Here is a 19705-nt window from a genome sequence, read left to right on the forward strand (position 1 = left end):
ATAGATACAAAAAAAGCCGCTTTAAAAGCGGCTTTTTTTGTTAGTCTTCATCTTGATTGGATTCTGTTGAATCTTCATCTAAATAATTTGGAATTCCATCTCCATCAGTATCATCGTTGGTTGGGTCTCCATCATTATTAATATCTTCATGTATTGTTAAGACACCATCACCATCATCATCAACATCTAAATAGTTAGGAATATCATCTTCATCAGTATCTTCATCAAAAATATCTTCATCGTTATCTAAATCTTCTAAATATGTTGGCACTCCATCTTCATCATGGTCATTAATTTCAGTTTGGTATAACGCAAACTTAAATATTAAATTAGAATAAGAAGTCACACCAAATGGTGGTGAAGAAAAATAGGCTAATCCTGAAGGTAAAAACATAACTCCCAAACCGTAGTCTGAATACGTTACAGTTCCATCTCCATTTATAACAAACGAACTTGCTGTATTAAATTGTGGCATTACTCTTCTCCATCCAGGAATTAAGTTAACTAAATCTAATTGAGTAGGGTTTACAGTACTATCAAAAACATCTCCATCTTGCATATTACCAGAATAGTTTACCCTTACATCATCACAAAAATTTGGAGCATCTCCTCCTCCTTGGTTTAACCTAAGTATATAATATTCATACTCTACATCAGCAAAAGTTGTTGTGTGTACTTCAATTACTCCAGGGTCACTTAGCATAGTATTGTTTTCTGGATCAGGCATTTCTAAATAATTTCCATTTTCGTCCATAGGTAATTCAGAAATTTCTATATCAGAAATTGAATAATCTCCAGGAGTCTCAAACATTGAAGAATTATAGTAATGAGTTTCAAAATACCCTAGCAAGGAATCTCTATCGGCAACTTGTTGTTCTGTTCTATCTCGTTCAACAAATGTAGAACCATTATCATCATCTTTTTTACACGATGTAAAACCTAAAACCAGAACTAGAAGTAAAGCACAGTAATTTTTAATTTTCATAAATAGTAAATTTTTCTTTCATCAATTCAAAAACAAGACCTCTTGCCTGAATTTATATTGCTCATTTTTATTAGCGCAAGATACAATATTATAATATTTTTGTACAACAACATTAACGTAGTTTTTATATTTTTAATATGCGGATAGACAAATTCTTGTGGAGTGTTAGATATTACAAAACCCGAAGCATTGCAACACAAGCATGTAAAAAAGGTCATATTAAAGTAAATGATCAAGTAGTAAAACCCAGTAGAGAAGTTTATATAGGTGATAAAATTGAATTGCGAAAAAATCAAATCAACTATCAGTTAACAGTTAACGATATACCTCCTAACAGAGTTGGAGCTAAGTTAGTTGATATTTATAGAACTGATACAACTCCTAAAGAAGCCTTTGAAGCTCAAGAACTACTTAAATATTCTAAGGATTATTACCGTAAAAAAGGTACAGGAAGACCTACTAAAAAAGATAGACGCGATATTGATGATTTTTATGACGAAAATGAATAGTATTGAAAATTCTCCTTTATCTTTGAAAAAACACTATTACAAATGACAGCCACTAAAAATACAATACTAACACATCAAGAAATTTTACATAAAATAAGACGTATTGCTTATCAAATTTACGAAAGCAATGTAAATGAATCTGAAATTATTTTGGCTGGTATTGATACTAATGGCTATTTATTAGCAAAAAAACTCAAGACGAATCTTGATAAAATTTCTGATATAAAATCTACTTTATGTAAAGTTGTTGTCGATAAAAAAAATCCGTTATCAGAAATAAAAACATCTCTTTCAGAAGAGGAATACACCAATAAATCTATCATTCTTATTGATGATGTTTTAAACTCAGGAAGCACACTTATTTATGGTGTTAAACATTTTTTAAACGTGCCATTAAAGCAGTTTAAAACTGCTGTTCTTGTTAACCGAAACCATAAGAAGTTTCCTGTAAAAGCTGATTTTAAAGGTATTTCTTTATCTACTTCTCTAAAAGAGCATGTTGAAGTTGTACTTGATGGAAAAAACTTTGAAGCGTATTTAAAATAGCTCTAGTATAATTTTTTCAGTTATTTCTTCTATTGATTTATTGTCAGTAAGGATTGTAGCGTCAGATTGATTGTAATAATTAGTTCGCTCAAATAAATGCTTACCTATAAACTCTACCATCTCTTCTTTTGAATCAATATGAGCAATTAAAGGTCGTTTTCCCTTTTCATTAAACAATCGCTCAGTTAAAACAGGTATAGACGCCTTTAAATAAATACTCTTTGAGTGTTTAGAAGCTTTTATAAGTTCCATGTTATTTCCATAACACGGAGTTCCTCCTCCTAGAGAAATAATAGTATTGGCTGTGTCTTCAATTAACTCCTTTAAATATATGTTTTCAATTTTTCTAAAATAAATTTCTCCTTTAGATTGAAAAATTTCAGAAATAGTCTTTTTTTCCTTGGATTGAATATAATCATCAAAATCTATAAAATTATAGTCCAAAACTTGTGCAAGTTTGCTTCCAACAGTAGACTTTCCAGAGCCCATATATCCAATTAAAAAAAAATTCATTTTTACGTTATAAATTGATTATTAAATCCATAAGATTATGAAATGCAAAAAAACGAAAATTTATCTAAAAAAGGGTTTGGAAAATAAATTAATCGTTTTATATTTGCACCCTCGTTAAGAGAAACACGGCAGACTTGGTAGCTCAGTTGGTAGAGCATCTCCCTTTTAAGGAGAGGGTCCTGGGTTCGAGCCCCAGCCAAGTCACTAAAAAAAGTTAAGCATTTCGCTTAACTTTTTTTATTTTTGAACACTTCATTTTTTGCGCACGTGGCGGAATTGGTAGACGCGTTAGGTTGAGGGCCTAATGACCGTTTTTGGTCGTGGAAGTTCGAGTCTTCTCGTGCGCACTTTTTAAATTACTTCTTTTTTATTAATTTTGTTTAGTTTTTTTAAGTAAAAGATGAACAACATTAAGAACGAATTCAGTATCAAAGACCTTGAACACCTTTCGGGTATCAAGGCACACACAATACGTATTTGGGAAAAACGCTACAACCTATTAGCTCCCAACCGTACTGAAACTAATATTAGAACTTACAGTATTGAAAGCCTACAAAAGCTTTTAAACATTACTGCTCTTTACAATAATGGTTTAAAGATTTCAAAAATTGCAAAACTAACTCCTGAAGAAATTATTGAAAAAGCAAAGGAACTTGCAATCTCTTCTAATGAAAACCATCTTTTAAATACTTTTAAGATAGCTGCACTAAACTTTGACAAAGCTCTTTTCATTAATACATTTAAGAATTTAGAGGAAGAAAAAACGTTTTCAGAAATTTTCTATGAAGTATTTATTCCTTTATTAGAAGAAATTGGTTTTCTATGGCAAACCAATACAATAACTCCAGCCCAAGAACATTTTATTTCTGAACTGATAAAGCAGAAAATATTAGTTAATACTGAGCAATTTCAAACTGCTGAAATAAAAAAACATGACAGAGTTTATGCTTTATTTCTTCCTGAGAATGAAATCCATGAACTTGGTTTACAGTTTGTAAATTTTGAACTTACAAAATTAGGTTATCAAACTATCTATTTAGGTGCAAGCGTACCAAGCAAAAGTCTTGAAGATTTACTTACTCATTATGATCATGTAGACTTTATAAGCTATTTTACAATAAAACCTGATACAGATAATATTGACAACTATCTCAGTTCTTTTTACGATACATTATTAAAAAAAGAAAACAAATTACATATCTTAGGAAGATTAGCTTTAGAAATAGACGAATCATCAATTAATAAAAAGATTAAACGCTACACTTCCATTAAAAATTTAGTAGACTCGATATAAATATTTTTATTTTGTTTAATCTTTTTTTATATTTGTTAAACATTTATGAAAAAAGTTGCAATTATAGGTTCTGGGTTTTCGTCTTTGGCTGCGTCATGTTACTTAGCCAAGTATGGTTATGACGTAACCATTTACGAAAAAAATAAGACCATAGGTGGTCGAGCTAGACAATATGTAAAAGATGGTTTTACATTTGATATTGGTCCAACATGGTATTGGATGCCAGATGTGTTTGAACGCTTTTTTAGCGATTTTAATAAGCATCCTAAAGACTATTATCAATTAGAAAAGCTCAATCCTGCATATAGTGTTTATTTTGGGAAAAATGATTTTATCACCATTGAAGATACTTTAGATAAAATCTGTATTGCATTTGAAAAAGAAGAACCAGGAAGCTCTAAAAAACTTAAAAAGTTCATTCAACAAGCCGAAGACAACTACAATATTGCCATCAAGGATTTGGTATATAACCCTGGAGTTTCTCCTCTAGAGCTTGTGAATTTACAAACAGCTAAAAAATTAAATCAGTTTTTTGGTACTATTAAAAAAGATGTTAGAAAAGCATTTAACAATAAACGCTTAGTACAAATTCTAGAGTTTCCTGTTTTATTTTTAGGCGCTAAACCAAGCGACACACCTTCGTTTTATAGTTTTATGAATTATGCCGATTTTGGATTGGGCACCTTTCATCCAAAAGGAGGTATGTACCAAGTAATCTTAGCACTTGAAAAGCTAGCAAAAGAACTTGGTGTTACTATTGAAACTGAAAACCCAATCAAAAAAATTTTCGTAGATAATGGAAAAGCCAATACCATTATCAGTAAAAACAGTGAAATAATTAATTGTGACATTGTATTAAGTGGAGCAGATTATCATCATACCGAAACTTTACTAGAAGAACCCTACAGGCAATATAGCGAAGCATATTGGACCAAAAAGACTTTTGCTCCTTCTTCACTCCTATTTTATGTTGGGTTTAATAAAAAACTAAAAAATGTAAATCATCATACTTTATTTTTTGATGTAGACTTTGACACTCATGCCGAAGCTATTTACGATAATCAAAAATGGCCTGAAAAACCTTTATTCTATGCGAGCTTTCCTTCAATAACAGATAATTCTACTGCTCCTAGCAATAAAGAAGCTGGAATTTTTTTAATTCCTTTAGCTCCAGGACTTAAAGATACTGAAGCGCTACGAAACAGTTATTTTGAAAAAATTATCAATCGATTTGAAGCATTAACATCTCAATCGGTTAAAGAAGATATTCTTTTTAAAGAATCGTTTTGTGTAAACGATTTTATATCAGAATATAACTCCTATAAAGGAAATGCCTATGGAATGGCCAATACGCTATTACAAACTGCATTTTTACGACCTAAATTAAAAAGTAAAAAGGTTAACAACCTTTATTTTACTGGACAACTTACCGTTCCTGGACCTGGTGTTCCACCATCATTAATATCTGGGAAATTGGCTGCAGAACTAATAAACAAACATCATTCTCTTTAATTATGAAAGCTCTATTTGACACTGTTTCTCATGAGTGCAGTAAAATCACCACTAAAACGTACAGCACTTCTTTTTCATTAGCAACAAAAATGCTTGCTAAATCCATTCGTCAAGACATTTACAACATTTATGGTTTTGTAAGGTTTGCTGATGAGATTGTTGATTCTTTTCACGACTACAATAAAGAGTTTTTGTTTCATTGGTTTGAAAAAGACCTAGAACTAGCAATACACAATAAAATTAGCTTGAACCCTATTTTAAATGCGTTTCAAGAAACGTATCATAAATACAATATCGATAAAGCTCTTGTCACTGCTTTTATGAAAAGCATGAAAATGGATTTACACAAAACAGATTATTTAACACAAGACGAGTTTAAAGAATACATCTATGGTTCTGCTGATGTTGTTGGGTTAATGTGCTTAAAGGTATTTGTTAAAGGTGATGAAGAGAAATACCAAAAACTTAAAGATAGTGCTATGAGTTTGGGTTCTGCTTTTCAAAAAGTAAATTTCTTAAGAGACTTAAAGGCCGATTTTGAAGATTTAAACAGAAGTTATTTTCCTGATGCTGATTTATCTAAACTTGACGAGCAATCAAAACAAGATATAATTAATGATATTGAAGAAGATTTTAGCAAAGGCTTGGAAGGTATAAAACAGTTACCAATTGAGGCTAAATTTGGTGTATTCATGGCTTATAGATATTACAGCCAATTATTAAAAAAGCTCAAGAAAACGCCTGCGCTTAAAATAAAGTCTACACGTATTAGGGTTTCAAATTCTAAAAAAATTGAACTCTTAACTAGGAGTTATGTTAAATATCAATTGAATTTATTGTAACTTTAAAAACGATGCAAACACTTTACTGGATATTAGTTTTCTTAGGCACATTTTGCTTTATGGAATTTATGGCTTGGTTTACTCATAAATACATTATGCATGGGTTTTTATGGCATTTGCACAAAGATCATCACAGAAAAGATCATGACAGTTGGTTTGAACGTAATGATGCTTTCTTTTTGTTTTATGCAGCTGTAAGCATTGTTTGCTTTTATTTATGGAGCTATGAAAACGTTTGGTTTTGCTTACCTATTGGGTTAGGTATTTTTGCTTATGGAGCTACCTATTTTATTGTTCACGATATTTTTATTCATCAACGATTTAAGCTCTTTAGAAATGCTAACAATTGGTACGCTAGAGGTATTCGTCGTGCACATAAAATGCATCATAAACACTTAGGAAAAAGTGATGGAGAATGCTTTGGAATGCTGTTTGTTCCTTTTAAGTATTTCAAAAAGTAATTTATGAACTACTTATACCTACTTCTTAATATTGGTTCGTTATCTGTTCCTTTTTTATTTAGTTTTCACCCTAAATTAAAGTTTTACAAATACTGGAAATCATTAGCTATTTCAATAGCTATAACTATGCTGTTTTACATTCCTTGGGATGTATTATTTACACAAAATGGCTTTTGGGGTTTTAACGACACCTATTTTTTAGGACAAAAATTTCTTGGTTTGCCTATTGAAGAATGGCTGTTTTTTATTTGTATTCCGTATGCATGTGTGTTTACTCACCATTCACTTTTATATTACTTTCCACACAAAAAACTATCTGAAGGTTTTACTAAAAAACTTAGTTACTGTTTAATTATACTCTTTTTATTTTTGAGCATATTCTTTTACAGCAAATGGTACACTCTTATTAATTTTAGTTATGCTGTTATACTTCTTTTGTTAGTTATCAAGTATAACTTACAATTACTTAGAACTTACTATTTAACCTTTATAGTGATGCTTATTCCTTTTTTTATTGTGAATGGAATTTTAACAGGAAGTTGTATTGAAAACGAAGTGGTTTGGTATAATGATGCTGAAAATTTAGGCATAAGACTTTTTACAATACCAATTGAAGACAGTATTTATGCTTTTACCTTAATTTTAACCAACTTAGTGTTAACTGAGTTTTTCCAGTCAAAATTACTTAATAAGTAATTCGTCTAACTGTTCACGAACCTTATCACTGTTCCAATTAGCAGCTCCATTTTTATCAACCACAAGATATCCTTCTCTATCTATAATAAATGTTCTAGGAATACTTCTTGAACTAAGATCTTCAGGATACTTTGTCAAAGGATTAAAAATTTGAATATTATACCCTTTTTTATCTAAGAACGCATTAAGGACTTCAGGAGATTCATCTGAAACTAATAAAAACACAACGTTTTCGTTATAATCATTATACAGATCTTGAATAGACTGAAATTCTGCAATACAAGGAGGACACCAAGTTGCCCAAAGATTTATAAACACCACTTTACCTTTAGCGTCCCTAAAATTAAACTCGTTGCCATTTAAATCTCTTAAGTTCCAACTAGAATACTTTATTTTTTTTCGGTCTTCTTTATCAATAACCGAAGGACTAAACTTTGAAATCACAGACTGAATTGCTACTTGAATAGGTTGCCTTGTTTGAGGAATAAGCATTAAAACTATTATTACTAAAAAAACAATATTGCTTATTTTAAGTTTTCTAAATGTCATTTGCTATTGTATATTTTTTTCAAAGGTAAAATAGAATATCCAAACACAAGAAAAGCATAGCCTCATAATTGAAACCATGCTTCAAATCTATAAATTAATTAAACTCTAAACTATAAATTATCTTGTAACAGAACCTGATAAACTAGCAACAGGTCCATCTCCTAAATTAATTACTGTATGTGTCATAGCATCATTTGGAACCATGTGAGCTAATGGCTTTAGCGTAAATGGCATTGGGCTATTGTCTGGAAAAGGTTCAACCGAAACAACTACTGTTGTTCCTCTTAAATCTGTTGGAAAAGTTAATCCTGCAGGTGCATTTTGTAAATAATCTTCTCCTGGGTAACTTGGTCCATCTCCTGAATCTCCTTTAAAAGGTGATGTTGTTGCGTTATCATCAAAATCATCAACCGATGTAAAAGTACCTGTACTTACAGGAGTTCCATCTATTACTGCCCAACCTTCATATTTCCAACCATCTTGTAATGTTGGTAAGTTTAAACCTGTCATAGGACTTCCACTTGAATTATCTAAAAACCAAACACCACTAGCTTCATTAGTATCATCCATATCTGTTGGTGTTGCTAAAATATAAGTACCAGAAGCTGCGCTAAAGTCACCAACTATACTATTGCTATCCACCATTGCCAAATCTCCAGTAAAAGCACCAGCTAAAATTTTTGTTGCAGCTGGAGCAGGATCAGGATCAACAGCTGGTTCAATAGACAACACAAACATCGTTGCTTCATTTAATTGCATTGTGTTAACTGAAAAGGTTTGTGGAAAAGTAACACTAGAAAAAGTTCCTGTTGATACTGGTTGACCATCAACAATAATCCAGCCTTCATAAACATAATCGTCACCTAAAGCTTCTAATCCGTTAAAGTTTAACGTTAAATCTGAATTTGGATTTGTAGTATTATCGTCATCATCACTACACGACACCACTAACACTGAAAGCAGTACTACTGCTAAAAACATTCTTTTAATCATTGCATAAATTTTTAAGGTTATATGCCAAAATTAAAAGAGCTACAAATTATAAAATGTTAGCTAGCTAACATTAGGCAATTTTTTTCAATAATCTTATCTCTTTTCTATTGAAATCAATTAAATGTTCTTCTTTCAATTCGTTTAAAAGCACATTTAGTGTTGGTCTAGAAGTTCCTATAAGTGACGCCATATCTTTTTGGGTATATGGATGTTTTATCACTCTATTTCCTGTGTCTTTACAGTCATAACCATACTCATCACACAATTCCTCTAAAAACTCCATAAGTCTAGTTTTTGAGTCTTTAAATAATAACAACTGCAAACGTCTTTCTAGTTTCTTAAATCTAAACCCAATAAGTTTATACACTCTAAAACTAAAGGTTTCATTATCGCGCATTAAAGTATGCATCGTATCGACACCTATTGGACAGATAGACGTTTCATTGTCTATGGACTGAGCAAATTCATCTCGCATACGTTCTCCCAAAATGGCTTTTTCTCCAAAGAGTTCTCCTTTAGTTAAAATAGCTTTTACTACTTCGTCTCCTGATTCGCTGTAATAACCAATCTTTACTTTACCTTTTTCTATAAGAAATACCTTGTTAGAATTATCAGCTTCAAAATAGATATAATCTTGCTTTTTATAAGAAGTAAACTCGTGAGATTTTCTATATGCTTTAAACTTATGAGGACACAGTATTTTAAACAAGTTAACATCCTCGAAAAACCAAACTGATTTCATAATATACTTGAATTGTGTTAGTTATCAAATTCAGTCGAAAGCACTTGCTTTATCCTTACATACAAAACAAAAAAAACTCCTGAAGAACCTTCAGGAGTTTTAGTATTCATTTCGTTAATGTTTATGCATTTTCTGCAGCAATTAGGTTTAATGCAGAACCAGCTTTATACCATGCAATTTGTGCCTCGTTATAGGTGTGATTCACTTTTATAGTGTCTTTATTACCATCTGCATGAACAACTTCAATAGTTAATTGCTTGTCAGGAGCAAACTCGTTTAAATCTAAGAAGTTAAACGTATCATCTTCCTGAATTAAATCGTAATCAGCTTCATTCGCAAAAGTTAATCCTAACATACCTTGCTTTTTCAAGTTGGTTTCATGAATACGCGCAAAAGATTTCACAATTACGGCAGCAACACCAAGATGTCTTGGTTCCATTGCAGCATGCTCACGAGAAGAACCTTCTCCATAGTTATGATCTCCAACTACAATCGTTTTAATGCCTTTAGCTTTATATTCACGTTGTGTATCAGGAACACCAGCATAATCTCCAGTAATTTGACTTTTAACCAAGTTTGTTTTCATATTGAATGCATTTACAGCACCAATTAAACAGTTGTTAGAGATATTATCTAGGTGTCCACGAAAACGCAACCAAGGTCCAGCCATAGAAATATGATCTGTTGTACATTTTCCATGTGCTTTGATTAATAACTTTGCACCTTTAATTTCATCTCCAATTGGCTTAAATGGCGTTAAAAGTTCTAAACGTTCAGAAGTTGGAGATACAATTACCTCTACTCCACTTCCGTCTGCTAATGGCTCTACGTATCCATTTTCTTTTACCTCAAAACCTTTAGGTGGTAATTCCCATCCTGTTGGTTCATCTAACATCACTTCTTCCCCATCTTCATTGATTAATTTATCAGTCAATGGATTAAAATCTAAACGTCCTGCAATAGCAATAGCAGCAGTCATTTCAGGCGATGCTACAAATGCATGTGTATTTGGGTTACCATCAGCACGCTTAGCAAAATTACGGTTAAACGAATGCACAATACTGTTTTTAGGCGCATTCTTAGGGTCTTCATAACGAGCCCACTGACCAATACATGGTCCACATGCGTTAGTAAAAATAGTAGCATCTAGTTTTTCAAAAATCTCTAAGATACCATCGCGCTCAGTTGTATATCGTACTTGCTCAGAACCTGGGTTAATCCCAAATTCAGCTTTTGTTTTTAATTTTTTATCTAAAGCTTGTTGCGCAATAGAGGATGCTCTTGATAAATCTTCATAAGACGAGTTAGTACAAGAACCAATCAATCCCCACTCTACCTTCATAGGCCAATCGTTTGCCTTAGCTTTTTCAGTCATTGTTCCTACTTCTGTAGCTAAATCTGGAGTAAAAGGCCCATTTAAGTGTGGTAACAACTCTGATAAATTAATTTCAATAACTTGATCGAAATATTGCTCAGGATTAGCATACACTTCAGGATCTGCTGTTAAATGTGCTTTTACTTTATTAGCTTCGTCAGCTACATCTTCTCTATCAGTAGCACGCAAGTAACGCTCCATAGACTCATCATAACCAAACGTAGAGGTTGTTGCACCTATTTCAGCTCCCATATTACAGATAGTACCTTTTCCTGTACAAGACATAGAAGTCGCACCAGGACCAAAATATTCTACAATAGCTCCAGTACCACCTTTTACAGTAAGTATTTCAGCTACTTTTAAAATCACATCTTTTGGTGCTGTCCATCCAGATAATTTACCTGTTAATTTAACACCAATTAACTTTGGAAATTTCAATTCCCAAGCCATACCTGCCATTACATCTACAGCATCAGCACCTCCAACTCCAATAGCAACCATACCTAATCCTCCTGCATTTACAGTATGCGAATCAGTACCAATCATCATTCCTCCAGGAAACGCATAATTTTCTAAAACTACTTGATGGATAATTCCAGCTCCAGGTTTCCAAAAGCCAATTCCATATTTGTTTGATACAGAGGCTAAAAAATCAAATACTTCACTACTCGTTTCATTTGCTCGTTTTAAATCGGCAGCCGCTCCTTGCTTTGCTTGAATTAAGTGATCGCAATGTACAGTTGTAGGTACAGCAACCTTGTCTTTACCAGCTTGCATAAACTGTAACAAAGCCATTTGCGCTGTTGCATCTTGACAAGCAATACGGTCTGGAGCAAAATCTACATAATCTTTACCTCTTACAAATGCTTTTTCTGGACTACCATCCCAAAGGTGAGAATATAAAATCTTTTCAGATAGTGTTAATGGTTTACCTACAACTTCACGTGCTTTATCTACACGTTCGGCCATGTTAGTATAAACCTTTTTAATCATGTCAATATCAAATGCCATATAAATCTTCTTTTATAGTGTTTACGTATTAAAATTATTAAAAAAAAGTGACACGTCTTTTTATTTAAGTAAGATATCACTTTAATTTAGATTTGTTATAAGTTACATTGCCTTTAAAGCATAATACTGCAACCATAACGTAGTAGCGATAATTTAATAAAATTCAACTCAAACTATCATAAAAAAAGGTTAATAAAAAAGCCCGAATTTTTAAATTCGGGCTTTTGAATATAAGTTGTTATGACTATTACGCCATTACTAATTGTTTTTGAGATGGTTTAAATTTAGTTAACACAATTCCATCTACTGCAGCTTCGTATTCTTCCATAGTTGGCGTACGACCAAGAATAGTTGATAATACTACAACTGGTGTTGATGATAATAATGACTCACCTTTTTTACCATCGGCATCTTTTACAACACGACCTTGGAATAAACGTGTAGATGTAGCCATTACTGTATCTCCAGGTTCAGCTTTTTCTTGATTACCCATACAAAGGTTACAACCAGGTCGCTCTAAATACAACATGTTTTCGTATTTAGTACGTGCAGCTGCTTTTGGTGCGTCGTCGTTAAACTCGAATCCTGAGTACTTTTGTAATACTTCCCAATCACCTTCAGCTTTCAATTCATCAACAATATTGTATGTTGGTGGCGCTACAACTAATGGCGCTTTAAATTCTACTTTACCGTGTTGAGCTTCGATATTTTTTAGCATTTGCGCTAAAATTTTCATATCACCTTTATGTACCATACATGATCCAACGAAACCTAAATCTACTTTTTTAGTTCCTCCATAGTAAGATAATGGACGTATTGTATCGTGAGTATAACGTCTTGAAGGATCTTCGTTGTTTACATCTGGATCTGCAATCATTGGTTCTGCGATTTCATCTAAATCGATAACCACTTCTGCATAATATTTAGCATCTGCATCTGGCTTTAATGCTGGTTTAGAACCTGATTTAAGCTCTTCTATTCTGCTGTTTGCTTTATCTACTAACCCTTGTAACATTTGCTTTTCGTTATCCATACCTTTTTTAATCATGATTTGGATACGATCTCTAGCAATTTCTAAAGATTCGATTAAGGTTTCTTCTTCCGAAATACAGATAGACGCTTTAGCTTTCATCTCTGCAGTCCAATCTGTAAATGTAAAGGCTTGATCTGATGTTAATGTACCAATGTGTACTTCGATAACACGACCTTGGAACACGTTTTCGCCATCAAATTGCTTTAACATTTGTTGTTGCGTTGCATGTACCACATCACGGAAATCCATGAAGCTTCTCATGTTACCTTTAAACGTAACTTTTACAGACTCTGGAATTGGCATTGTAGCTTCACCAGTTGCTAAAGCTAATGCTACAGTACCAGAATCGGCACCAAAAGCAACACCTTTAGACATACGTGTGTGTGAATCTCCACCAATAATGATATCCCAATCGTCTACCGTAATATCGTTTAATACTTTATGAATTACGTCTGTCATTGCGTGATAATGACCTTTAGGATCACGACCAGTAATTAAACCGAAATCGTTCATAAACTTCATTAAACGCGGAATGTTAGCTTTTGATTTGTCATCCCAAACCGAAGCTGTATGACAACCTGATTGGTAACCAGCATCTACAATTGGTGAAATTACGGTTGCTGCCATCATTTCTAATTCTTGAGACGTCATTAAACCTGTAGTATCTTGAGAACCTACAATGTTTACTTCTACACGAACGTTAGATCCAGCATGTAATGTTTTTCCTGGTGTCGTACCAACAGCATTTTTATTAAAGATTTTCTCAACAGCTGTTAACCCTTGGTTTTCTAAAGTAATTTCTTTAGAAGCTGCGTACACTTGAGGAATTTCGATACCTAAAGCTTTACAAGCAAAGGTTTGTAATTTTTTACCAAAAACCACAGCGTAAGATCCACCAGCTTTGATAAACTCCATTTTTTGTGGTGTTAATGCTGTAGAAATATCTTTAAGCTCTTGGTCTCCGTTATATAATTTTTTCTCTTTTGTATTAATCGTTAAAACCGTACCAGTTTTTACAGAATATACCTCTTTTAAAATTGGCTCGCCATCTGCATCTACAACTGTATTACCGTTTTCGTCTTTTTGTTTTACCCAGTTTTTAAGATCAATTCCAATTCCTCCTGTTACACCAACTGTAGTTAAGAAAATTGGTGCAATACCATTTGTTCCTGCGATTACAGGTGCAATATTAATAAATGGTACATAAGGTGATGATGGAATACCTGTCCATAATGCCACGTTATTTACACCAGACATACGAGAAGATCCTACACCCATTGTTCCTTTTTCTGCAATAAGCATAATACGTTTATCTGGATGTTGCTCTTTTAAAGCTAACACTTCTTGTTGCATCTCTTTGTTATGCTCAAAAATAGATTGACCATGTAACTCACGATCTGATCTTGAGTGCGCATCTGCACCTGGTGATAATAAATCGGTAGAAATATCACCAACACCAGCAACATAAGTTACAACTTGAATTTCTTCTTGAACTTCTGGAAGTTTTGTGAAAAATTCAGCTTGAGCATAGCTCTCGATTATCTCTTTTGCAATTGCGTTACCAGCTTTCATTGCTTGTTCTAAACGCTCGGTATCTGCTTCGTATAAAAATACTTGTGTTTTTAATACTTTAGCTGCAGCTTCAGCAATTGCTTTATCTTCACCTAAAGCTAAATCTAAAAGTACTTCTACAGATGGTCCTCCTTTCATGTGAGATAATTGCTCGAAAGCAAAGTCTGAAGTAATTTCTTCTACTTTAGTTTCACCTAAAATAATTTCTTTTAAAAAGTCTGCTTTTACACGTGCAGCACTTGTAGTACCTGGTAAAACGTTATATATAAAAAAGTTTAAAGAATCTTTTCTATGCTCGTTATTTTCATCTTTTATTTGCGCTATAATTTCGCTTAATAATTCTGCGCCATCAATAGGCTTTGGATGTAATCCTTGAAGTTTACGAGTTTCAATTTCTTTAAGGTAGTCGTTGTATGTTTGCATATATGTTTATATATATTTTATTATTGTAAAAAACGTAATGCACATAAGCATTACTTTATTTAAAACAGACAGCAAAATTACGAATTTTAATATGCATTTTAAAATATGCAACGAAATTGCATTTTCTTTGAAAATAAACCACGAAACAATAACAAAACAACGTTTAAGGTAAAAAATTAGCTTTTAAATTATTAGTTGAATAAAAATTTAACAATTCACCTTATTTAGAATGAGTCTTTATTGTAGTTTTTTCTGTCGAACAACCTAATTACCTACATGTTTATCTCTATAAAATAATATTGGTCGTTCAAAAAACGCATAGATTATTTGCGACATACTTAAAGTTAATACCAAGAACAAAAGCAACAGTAAACCTTTTTCAAAAAAAGCTAATTGTTCTATTTTAAAATTCCTTTGAATACTTAGCAGAATCAAAGAATAATTCACCAAATAAATAGCATACGATCGTGTACTTAAAAAGTAAAAGATCTTGCCAAAAATCTTGTTTTCTTTTAATTGAATACAATACGGAAACAACAAAGCACAACTCAGCAGTACTAAAGGCAAATAAAAAAACACATAAAAAACTAAATGCGTTTGAGGCAGTAAACTATAATGGTAAATCAAGAGATGAGTTCCTCCAAAAACAGTACATGCGATACTAATACAAATTTTTCGGTTTTGTTTAAAAAACGTAGCATAAGTATTCATTATATAGACTAATAAAAACCCAAAATAGATAGCATCCATTCTATATAACACTACTTTTCTAAACCCTGAGCTCCAATCTTTATAACTAGTAACATTAGCATTGTAATAATAACTTATTTTGAAAGCGAAAAGCGCAACTATCGTAATGAGCGTCACCTTTAAAAACAATTGCTTATGCTGCTTTTTAAACATAAAAAAAGACAAATACAGCAAAAAAGGAAGTAGTAAATAAGCATACTCTTCAATGGATAAACTCCAAGCTTCTGTAAAAAAATCAGGATGTGGATTTATAAAGTTTTGTAAAAACGGAATGTAAAGCCATAAGGTTTTAGGTAAAACATCACCAAGAATTAGTAGTAAAACGACATTAAGCACTAATACCAAAAAGTAATTAGGCAATGTCCTAAGCCAACGTCTTTTCCAGAAGGTTATTAAATCAGAAAATGAAGTCTTACCAGACTCAATATTTTTCAGCAGCAGGCCACCAATTAAATAACCACTGAGCACAAAGAATAAATCTACTCCTACAGCTCCTAAAGTTCTTGTAAAAAGTATAATTGGGTTATTGGTCTCTGTATAAAATAAAAATGTACAATGCGATATTACTACCAAACTGATAGCAATAGACCTAATAACATCTAAACCATAAATTCTTTTGGAACGCATTAAAGCCGCTTATTCTTTTTAAAAATAAGCAATTTACTGGATAATTGAAGTGAATTGAATTAGAACAAGCTTTTTATAATTTGCTCGTCGGTAACACCTTCAGCTTCGGCTTTGTAGTTTTTAATAATTCTATGTCTAAGAATACCTGTAGCAACAGCTTGAACATTTTCAATATCTGGAGAGAATTTTCCGTGTATTACAGAATGTGTTTTTGCAGCAAGAATTAAGTTTTGAGACGCTCTTGGTCCTGCTCCCCAATCCACAAACTCCTTAACCAAATCAGAAGCTGTAGATGCATTTGGTCTCGTTTTTCCAACCATACCAACAGCATATTCTATCACGTTATCAGCAACAGGAATACGACGTATTAAATTTTGAAAATCTATAATTTCTTGTGCAGTAAATAAAGCATTTACTGTTTTAGCAACATCAGTTGTAGTGGCTTTTACAACTTCGACTTCTTCAGCAAAAGATGGATATTCTAGATTAATTGCAAACATAAAACGGTCTAATTGCGCTTCTGGTAAAGGATAAGTTCCTTCTTGCTCAATCGGGTTTTGTGTTGCTAATACAAAGTATGGTAAATTTAGTTTGTAATGATGACCTGCAACCGTTACTGCACGCTCTTGCATTGCTTCTAATAAAGCAGCTTGCGTTTTCGGAGGTGTACGGTTAATCTCATCAGCAAGAATAATGTTAGCGAAAATAGGTCCTTTTATGAATTTAAACTGACGGTTTTCATCAAGAATTTCACTTCCAAGAATATCACTTGGCATTAAATCTGGTGTGAACTGTATACGTTTGAAATCTAATCCTAAAGCTTGAGCAATGGTATTTACCATTAAGGTTTTAGCTAAACCAGGAACTCCTATCAATAAAGAGTGTCCTCCTGAAAATATTGAAATCAAGATTTGGTTTACTACTTCATCTTGACCAATAATTACTTTGGCTATTTCACTTTTTAGGGCTTGATATTTTTTTACAAACTGTTCTACAGCTGCTACGTCAGACATATTATTCTTCTTTTTTTAACCAATTGCTGCTAAATTCACAATCTCTATATTCACCATTAACTTTTATGTAAGTATCCAATATTTTTTCATCTAGCCACTTGTCAATTGCTTTGTATTGCTTGTCTTGTTCAGCTAAACTTTTAATTTTCAAGTAGTCTTTAGCAAAATCGGCTTTGTGCTCATCAATTCTATCAGTAACCGTCAAGATTTTAAACTTAATACGGTTTACTCTATCTTCATCTTGATACACTAAACTTATTTCGTTGTCTTTTAGGTTTTGAATTTGAGTATATAATTCAGGATCCATTTTAGTTAACTCAAAATTGAAATCTTGAGTTTTTGGATTAATTAACTGTCCACCATCTTGTCTGGTTTCTTTTTCATCACTCATCTCTCTTGCTGCATCAGCAAAAGTAATTTCGCCATCAACTATACGTTGTCTAATTAATTCTATTTTATCTTTAGCTTCTTGAATTGCTTCTTGCGTAATTTCAGGACGTAAAAGAATGTGTCTTACATCGTAAATTTGACCTCTAATTTTTTCAAGGTAGATGATATGGTATCCAAAATCGGTTTCAAAAGGCTCAGAAATTTCACCTTCCTGTAAAGAGAAAGCAACATCTCTAAACTCTTTTACCATTTGAGGTCTTTTCTTATTTAAAGAGTATTTTCCACCATCTTTACGAGAGGCAACATCATCAGAATAAAATACAGCTTTTGTTGTGAAACTCGCTCCATTTTCGATAACATCAGCTTTAAATTCTCTTAACCTGTCAATTACCTTTTGTTTTTCTTCTTCAGATACTTTAGGAATCACTACTATTTGAGCCACTTTTAATTCAGTACCAAAAATTGGTCGTTCCTCTTCAGGGATTTCGTTGAAATACTCACGTACTTCTTCTGGAGTTACTTCAATATCCTCAACAATTTTACGCTGCATTTCCATTGCAAGCTTTCCGTTTTTGTTGATTTCAAAAATTTCTTCTCTTAGACTTTCTTCTGAGTCTTTATTATAGAATTTTAAGATCTCTTCCATTGAACCAATTTGCTCCATTAAATAGCTCATTTGCTGGTCGATGTTAGAACGGATTTCTAACTCATTTACCACAATACTATCTTGTATAGCATGATGTGCATACAGTTTATCTTCTAGCAGCTTACCAAACAACTGACAACGTGAAGGCATTTCGCTAGCTGAAACTCCTCTTTGTTGTAACTGAATGATTTCTTTGTCTAAATCGGAGTCTAATACTACATAGTCTCCAACTACTGCTGCTACACCATCTATTTTTTTACGTTGGTTAGCAGTATTAACAGTATCTACAGACTTTACCTCTTCTTTTTCTTCGATAATTTCTTGAGCATTGGCAAATGTAAATCCAAGCAGTGTTGTTACTGTAAACAGAAACTTTGTATTAGTTAAAAATTTCAAATTGATTGTTTTTAATTGCATCTTTGGTAATATCTTTTTCAAGTTGCTTTATAAGCTCTAACTTCCTTTTATTTATTATTATTTGATTAATGGTAGGTTTTACATACTCTAATGGAGCATAATCATTTTGCAGTAATACATCATTAATTTGCATCAAATATAGGTGTAATGAATCTTTGAGTTGTAAAAAATTAGATTTTTTTAACAGTTCTTTTTTATTCTCTGCATTTAAAACTGGTACCTTCTCAATAACTTGCGAAGTTTTTACCCAAACAGAATCGTTTAACGAGTAGGATTTAAACTGAACCGAAATAGAATCTAAATATCTTTTATCATTGACATCAAATCGTTTAAAACGTTTTTCTATATCGTCAAGATTAATTGCATTTTGAGGAATATTGATATATCTAAACTTTACAAGCTCTTCGTTAAGCTTAAATGTTTCCTTGTTTTTTGAATACACTGTATCAGCTTCAGACTGACTTACCGTTGTATCAATATTTTTCTTTACTAAAGCATCTAAATAGGCTTTCGTAAACAAGTCCTTTTTATATTGACTTACTAATTTATTGAAATTATTTTGTGTGTTTTCAGGCAAGTTACGTTCAGCACCTTCAACCAACAATAATTGGGTTGCCCAACGTGTAATGTAGTTGTTAACTAATAGCGTGCTATCTTCTACCGAAGTTCCCTCAGCCACTAAATCTTTTATATCTTCTTCGTAAAGATAGGTTTCGTTAACACGAGCTATAGGAGTTCTATCTTCTGTCTTTTTAAAAAAATCACAGGATAAAACACACAAAAAAGTTATTATAATAACGCTAAAA

The 19705-nt window shown here is 32.4% G+C and carries 18 protein-coding genes and 2 tRNA genes; 9 read left to right on the plus strand and 11 right to left on the minus strand.

Features of this window, described 5'->3' with window-relative positions; all coding sequences use genetic code 11:
• Positions 1–40: 40 nt before the first annotated feature.
• The gene (locus ACQ0RB_RS13375) at positions 41–985 is read right to left on the minus strand and encodes an FKBP-type peptidyl-prolyl cis-trans isomerase (protein ID WP_430499052.1); all 945 of its coding nucleotides are present in this window, start codon (positions 983–985) and stop codon (positions 41–43) included.
• 137 nt (positions 986–1122) lie between these two features.
• Here ACQ0RB_RS13375 and ACQ0RB_RS13380 point away from each other — a divergent pair, with 137 nt between their 5' ends.
• Positions 1123–1494, plus strand: coding sequence for an RNA-binding S4 domain-containing protein (locus ACQ0RB_RS13380; protein ID WP_129761778.1), 372 nt, complete (start codon positions 1123–1125; stop codon positions 1492–1494).
• Positions 1495–1536: 42 nt separating this feature from the next.
• On the plus strand, positions 1537–2040 hold the full coding sequence (locus ACQ0RB_RS13385) for a phosphoribosyltransferase family protein (protein WP_129761777.1): 504 nt from the start codon (positions 1537–1539) through the stop codon (positions 2038–2040).
• Here ACQ0RB_RS13385 and ACQ0RB_RS13390 read toward each other — a convergent pair.
• A complete protein-coding gene (locus tag ACQ0RB_RS13390) occupies positions 2032–2553 on the minus strand; it encodes a shikimate kinase (protein ID WP_430499054.1) in 522 nt (173 codons plus the stop codon). The two genes, ACQ0RB_RS13385 and ACQ0RB_RS13390, sit on opposite strands and share 9 nt — an antisense overlap.
• Before the next feature lie 131 nt (positions 2554–2684).
• Here ACQ0RB_RS13390 and ACQ0RB_RS13395 point away from each other — a divergent pair.
• From ACQ0RB_RS13395 to ACQ0RB_RS13425, 7 genes are all read left to right on the plus strand, one after another.
• A tRNA-Lys gene (locus ACQ0RB_RS13395) sits at positions 2685–2757 on the plus strand.
• A 57-nt stretch (positions 2758–2814) separates the two neighbouring features.
• Positions 2815–2900: transfer RNA gene (locus ACQ0RB_RS13400), tRNA-Leu, on the plus strand.
• Between the two features lie 53 nt (positions 2901–2953).
• Positions 2954–3847, plus strand: a complete 894-nt coding sequence (locus tag ACQ0RB_RS13405) for a MerR family transcriptional regulator (protein ID WP_430499056.1) — start codon at positions 2954–2956, stop codon at positions 3845–3847.
• A gap of 45 nt (positions 3848–3892) precedes the next feature.
• The gene (locus ACQ0RB_RS13410) at positions 3893–5359 is read left to right on the plus strand and encodes a phytoene desaturase family protein (protein ID WP_430499058.1); all 1467 of its coding nucleotides are present in this window, start codon (positions 3893–3895) and stop codon (positions 5357–5359) included.
• Between the two features lie 2 nt (positions 5360–5361).
• Positions 5362–6201, plus strand: a complete 840-nt coding sequence (locus ACQ0RB_RS13415) for a phytoene/squalene synthase family protein (protein ID WP_430499060.1) — start codon at positions 5362–5364, stop codon at positions 6199–6201.
• Positions 6202–6212: 11 nt separating this feature from the next.
• Entirely contained in the window at positions 6213–6662 is a 450-nt protein-coding gene (locus tag ACQ0RB_RS13420) for a sterol desaturase family protein (RefSeq protein ID WP_131509039.1), read from the plus strand.
• Positions 6663–6665: 3 nt separating this feature from the next.
• Positions 6666–7358 carry a lycopene cyclase domain-containing protein gene (locus ACQ0RB_RS13425; protein ID WP_335976270.1) on the plus strand — a complete coding sequence of 231 codons (693 nt, stop codon included), beginning with the start codon at positions 6666–6668 and terminating at the stop codon, positions 7356–7358.
• On the opposite strand, the gene ACQ0RB_RS13430 is transcribed toward ACQ0RB_RS13425, so the two are convergent.
• The 9 genes from ACQ0RB_RS13430 to ACQ0RB_RS13470 form a co-directional block, all read right to left on the minus strand.
• On the minus strand, positions 7344–7907 hold the full coding sequence (locus tag ACQ0RB_RS13430; RefSeq protein ID WP_430499063.1) for a TlpA family protein disulfide reductase: 564 nt from the start codon (positions 7905–7907) through the stop codon (positions 7344–7346). The two genes, ACQ0RB_RS13425 and ACQ0RB_RS13430, sit on opposite strands and share 15 nt — an antisense overlap.
• 117 nt (positions 7908–8024) lie before the next feature.
• A complete protein-coding gene (locus ACQ0RB_RS13435; protein WP_430499065.1) occupies positions 8025–8900 on the minus strand; it encodes an anti-sigma factor in 876 nt (291 codons plus the stop codon).
• 70 nt (positions 8901–8970) lie between these two features.
• On the minus strand, positions 8971–9642 hold the full coding sequence (locus ACQ0RB_RS13440) for a Crp/Fnr family transcriptional regulator (RefSeq protein WP_131509035.1): 672 nt from the start codon (positions 9640–9642) through the stop codon (positions 8971–8973).
• 121 nt (positions 9643–9763) lie between these two features.
• Positions 9764–12028 (minus strand): aconitate hydratase, encoded by a 2265-nt coding sequence (locus tag ACQ0RB_RS13445; protein WP_430499067.1) that lies wholly within the window; start codon positions 12026–12028, stop codon positions 9764–9766.
• Positions 12029–12275: 247 nt separating this feature from the next.
• Positions 12276–15056 (minus strand): bifunctional aconitate hydratase 2/2-methylisocitrate dehydratase, encoded by a 2781-nt coding sequence (locus ACQ0RB_RS13450; RefSeq protein WP_430499069.1) that lies wholly within the window; start codon positions 15054–15056, stop codon positions 12276–12278.
• Between the two features lie 264 nt (positions 15057–15320).
• A complete protein-coding gene (locus ACQ0RB_RS13455) occupies positions 15321–16433 on the minus strand; it encodes an acyltransferase family protein (protein ID WP_430499071.1) in 1113 nt (370 codons plus the stop codon).
• Between the two features lie 59 nt (positions 16434–16492).
• On the minus strand, positions 16493–17446 hold the full coding sequence (locus ACQ0RB_RS13460) for an AAA family ATPase (protein WP_430499073.1): 954 nt from the start codon (positions 17444–17446) through the stop codon (positions 16493–16495).
• Position 17447: 1 nt separating this feature from the next.
• The gene (locus ACQ0RB_RS13465) at positions 17448–18899 is read right to left on the minus strand and encodes a peptidylprolyl isomerase (protein ID WP_131509030.1); all 1452 of its coding nucleotides are present in this window, start codon (positions 18897–18899) and stop codon (positions 17448–17450) included.
• Positions 18862–19680 carry a peptidyl-prolyl cis-trans isomerase gene (locus ACQ0RB_RS13470; RefSeq protein ID WP_430499075.1) on the minus strand — a complete coding sequence of 273 codons (819 nt, stop codon included), beginning with the start codon at positions 19678–19680 and terminating at the stop codon, positions 18862–18864. Before ACQ0RB_RS13470 ends, ACQ0RB_RS13465 begins: the two co-directional genes overlap by 38 nt.
• Between the last annotated feature and the right edge of the window lie 25 nt (positions 19681–19705).

Origin of the sequence: Gaetbulibacter sp. PBL-D1 (genome assembly GCF_050509525.1) — a bacterium.
GTDB classification, from domain to species: domain Bacteria; phylum Bacteroidota; class Bacteroidia; order Flavobacteriales; family Flavobacteriaceae; genus Gaetbulibacter_B; species Gaetbulibacter_B jejuensis.

Bases quoted from the DNA above. Each gene is read 5' to 3' on its own strand.
- ACQ0RB_RS13390 (WP_430499054.1), bottom strand. From the start codon at position 2,553: ATGAATTTTTTTTTAATTGGATATATGGGCTCTGGAAAGTCTACTGTT.
- ACQ0RB_RS13450 (WP_430499069.1), bottom strand. From the start codon at position 15,056: ATGCAAACATACAACGACTACCTTAAAGAAATTGAAACTCGTAAACTT.
- ACQ0RB_RS13465 (WP_131509030.1), bottom strand. From the start codon at position 18,899: ATGCAATTAAAAACAATCAATTTGAAATTTTTAACTAATACAAAGTTT.
- ACQ0RB_RS13410 (WP_430499058.1), top strand. From the start codon at position 3,893: ATGAAAAAAGTTGCAATTATAGGTTCTGGGTTTTCGTCTTTGGCTGCG.
- ACQ0RB_RS13415 (WP_430499060.1), top strand. From the start codon at position 5,362: ATGAAAGCTCTATTTGACACTGTTTCTCATGAGTGCAGTAAAATCACC.
- ACQ0RB_RS13375 (WP_430499052.1), bottom strand. From the start codon at position 985: ATGAAAATTAAAAATTACTGTGCTTTACTTCTAGTTCTGGTTTTAGGT.
- ACQ0RB_RS13460 (WP_430499073.1), bottom strand. From the start codon at position 17,446: ATGTCTGACGTAGCAGCTGTAGAACAGTTTGTAAAAAAATATCAAGCC.
- ACQ0RB_RS13440 (WP_131509035.1), bottom strand. From the start codon at position 9,642: ATGAAATCAGTTTGGTTTTTCGAGGATGTTAACTTGTTTAAAATACTG.
- ACQ0RB_RS13380 (WP_129761778.1), top strand. From the start codon at position 1,123: ATGCGGATAGACAAATTCTTGTGGAGTGTTAGATATTACAAAACCCGA.
- ACQ0RB_RS13405 (WP_430499056.1), top strand. From the start codon at position 2,954: ATGAACAACATTAAGAACGAATTCAGTATCAAAGACCTTGAACACCTT.
- ACQ0RB_RS13455 (WP_430499071.1), bottom strand. From the start codon at position 16,433: ATGCGTTCCAAAAGAATTTATGGTTTAGATGTTATTAGGTCTATTGCT.
- ACQ0RB_RS13425 (WP_335976270.1), top strand. From the start codon at position 6,666: ATGAACTACTTATACCTACTTCTTAATATTGGTTCGTTATCTGTTCCT.
- ACQ0RB_RS13385 (WP_129761777.1), top strand. From the start codon at position 1,537: ATGACAGCCACTAAAAATACAATACTAACACATCAAGAAATTTTACAT.
- ACQ0RB_RS13435 (WP_430499065.1), bottom strand. From the start codon at position 8,900: ATGATTAAAAGAATGTTTTTAGCAGTAGTACTGCTTTCAGTGTTAGTG.
- ACQ0RB_RS13430 (WP_430499063.1), bottom strand. From the start codon at position 7,907: ATGACATTTAGAAAACTTAAAATAAGCAATATTGTTTTTTTAGTAATA.
- ACQ0RB_RS13445 (WP_430499067.1), bottom strand. From the start codon at position 12,028: ATGGCATTTGATATTGACATGATTAAAAAGGTTTATACTAACATGGCC.
- ACQ0RB_RS13420 (WP_131509039.1), top strand. From the start codon at position 6,213: ATGCAAACACTTTACTGGATATTAGTTTTCTTAGGCACATTTTGCTTT.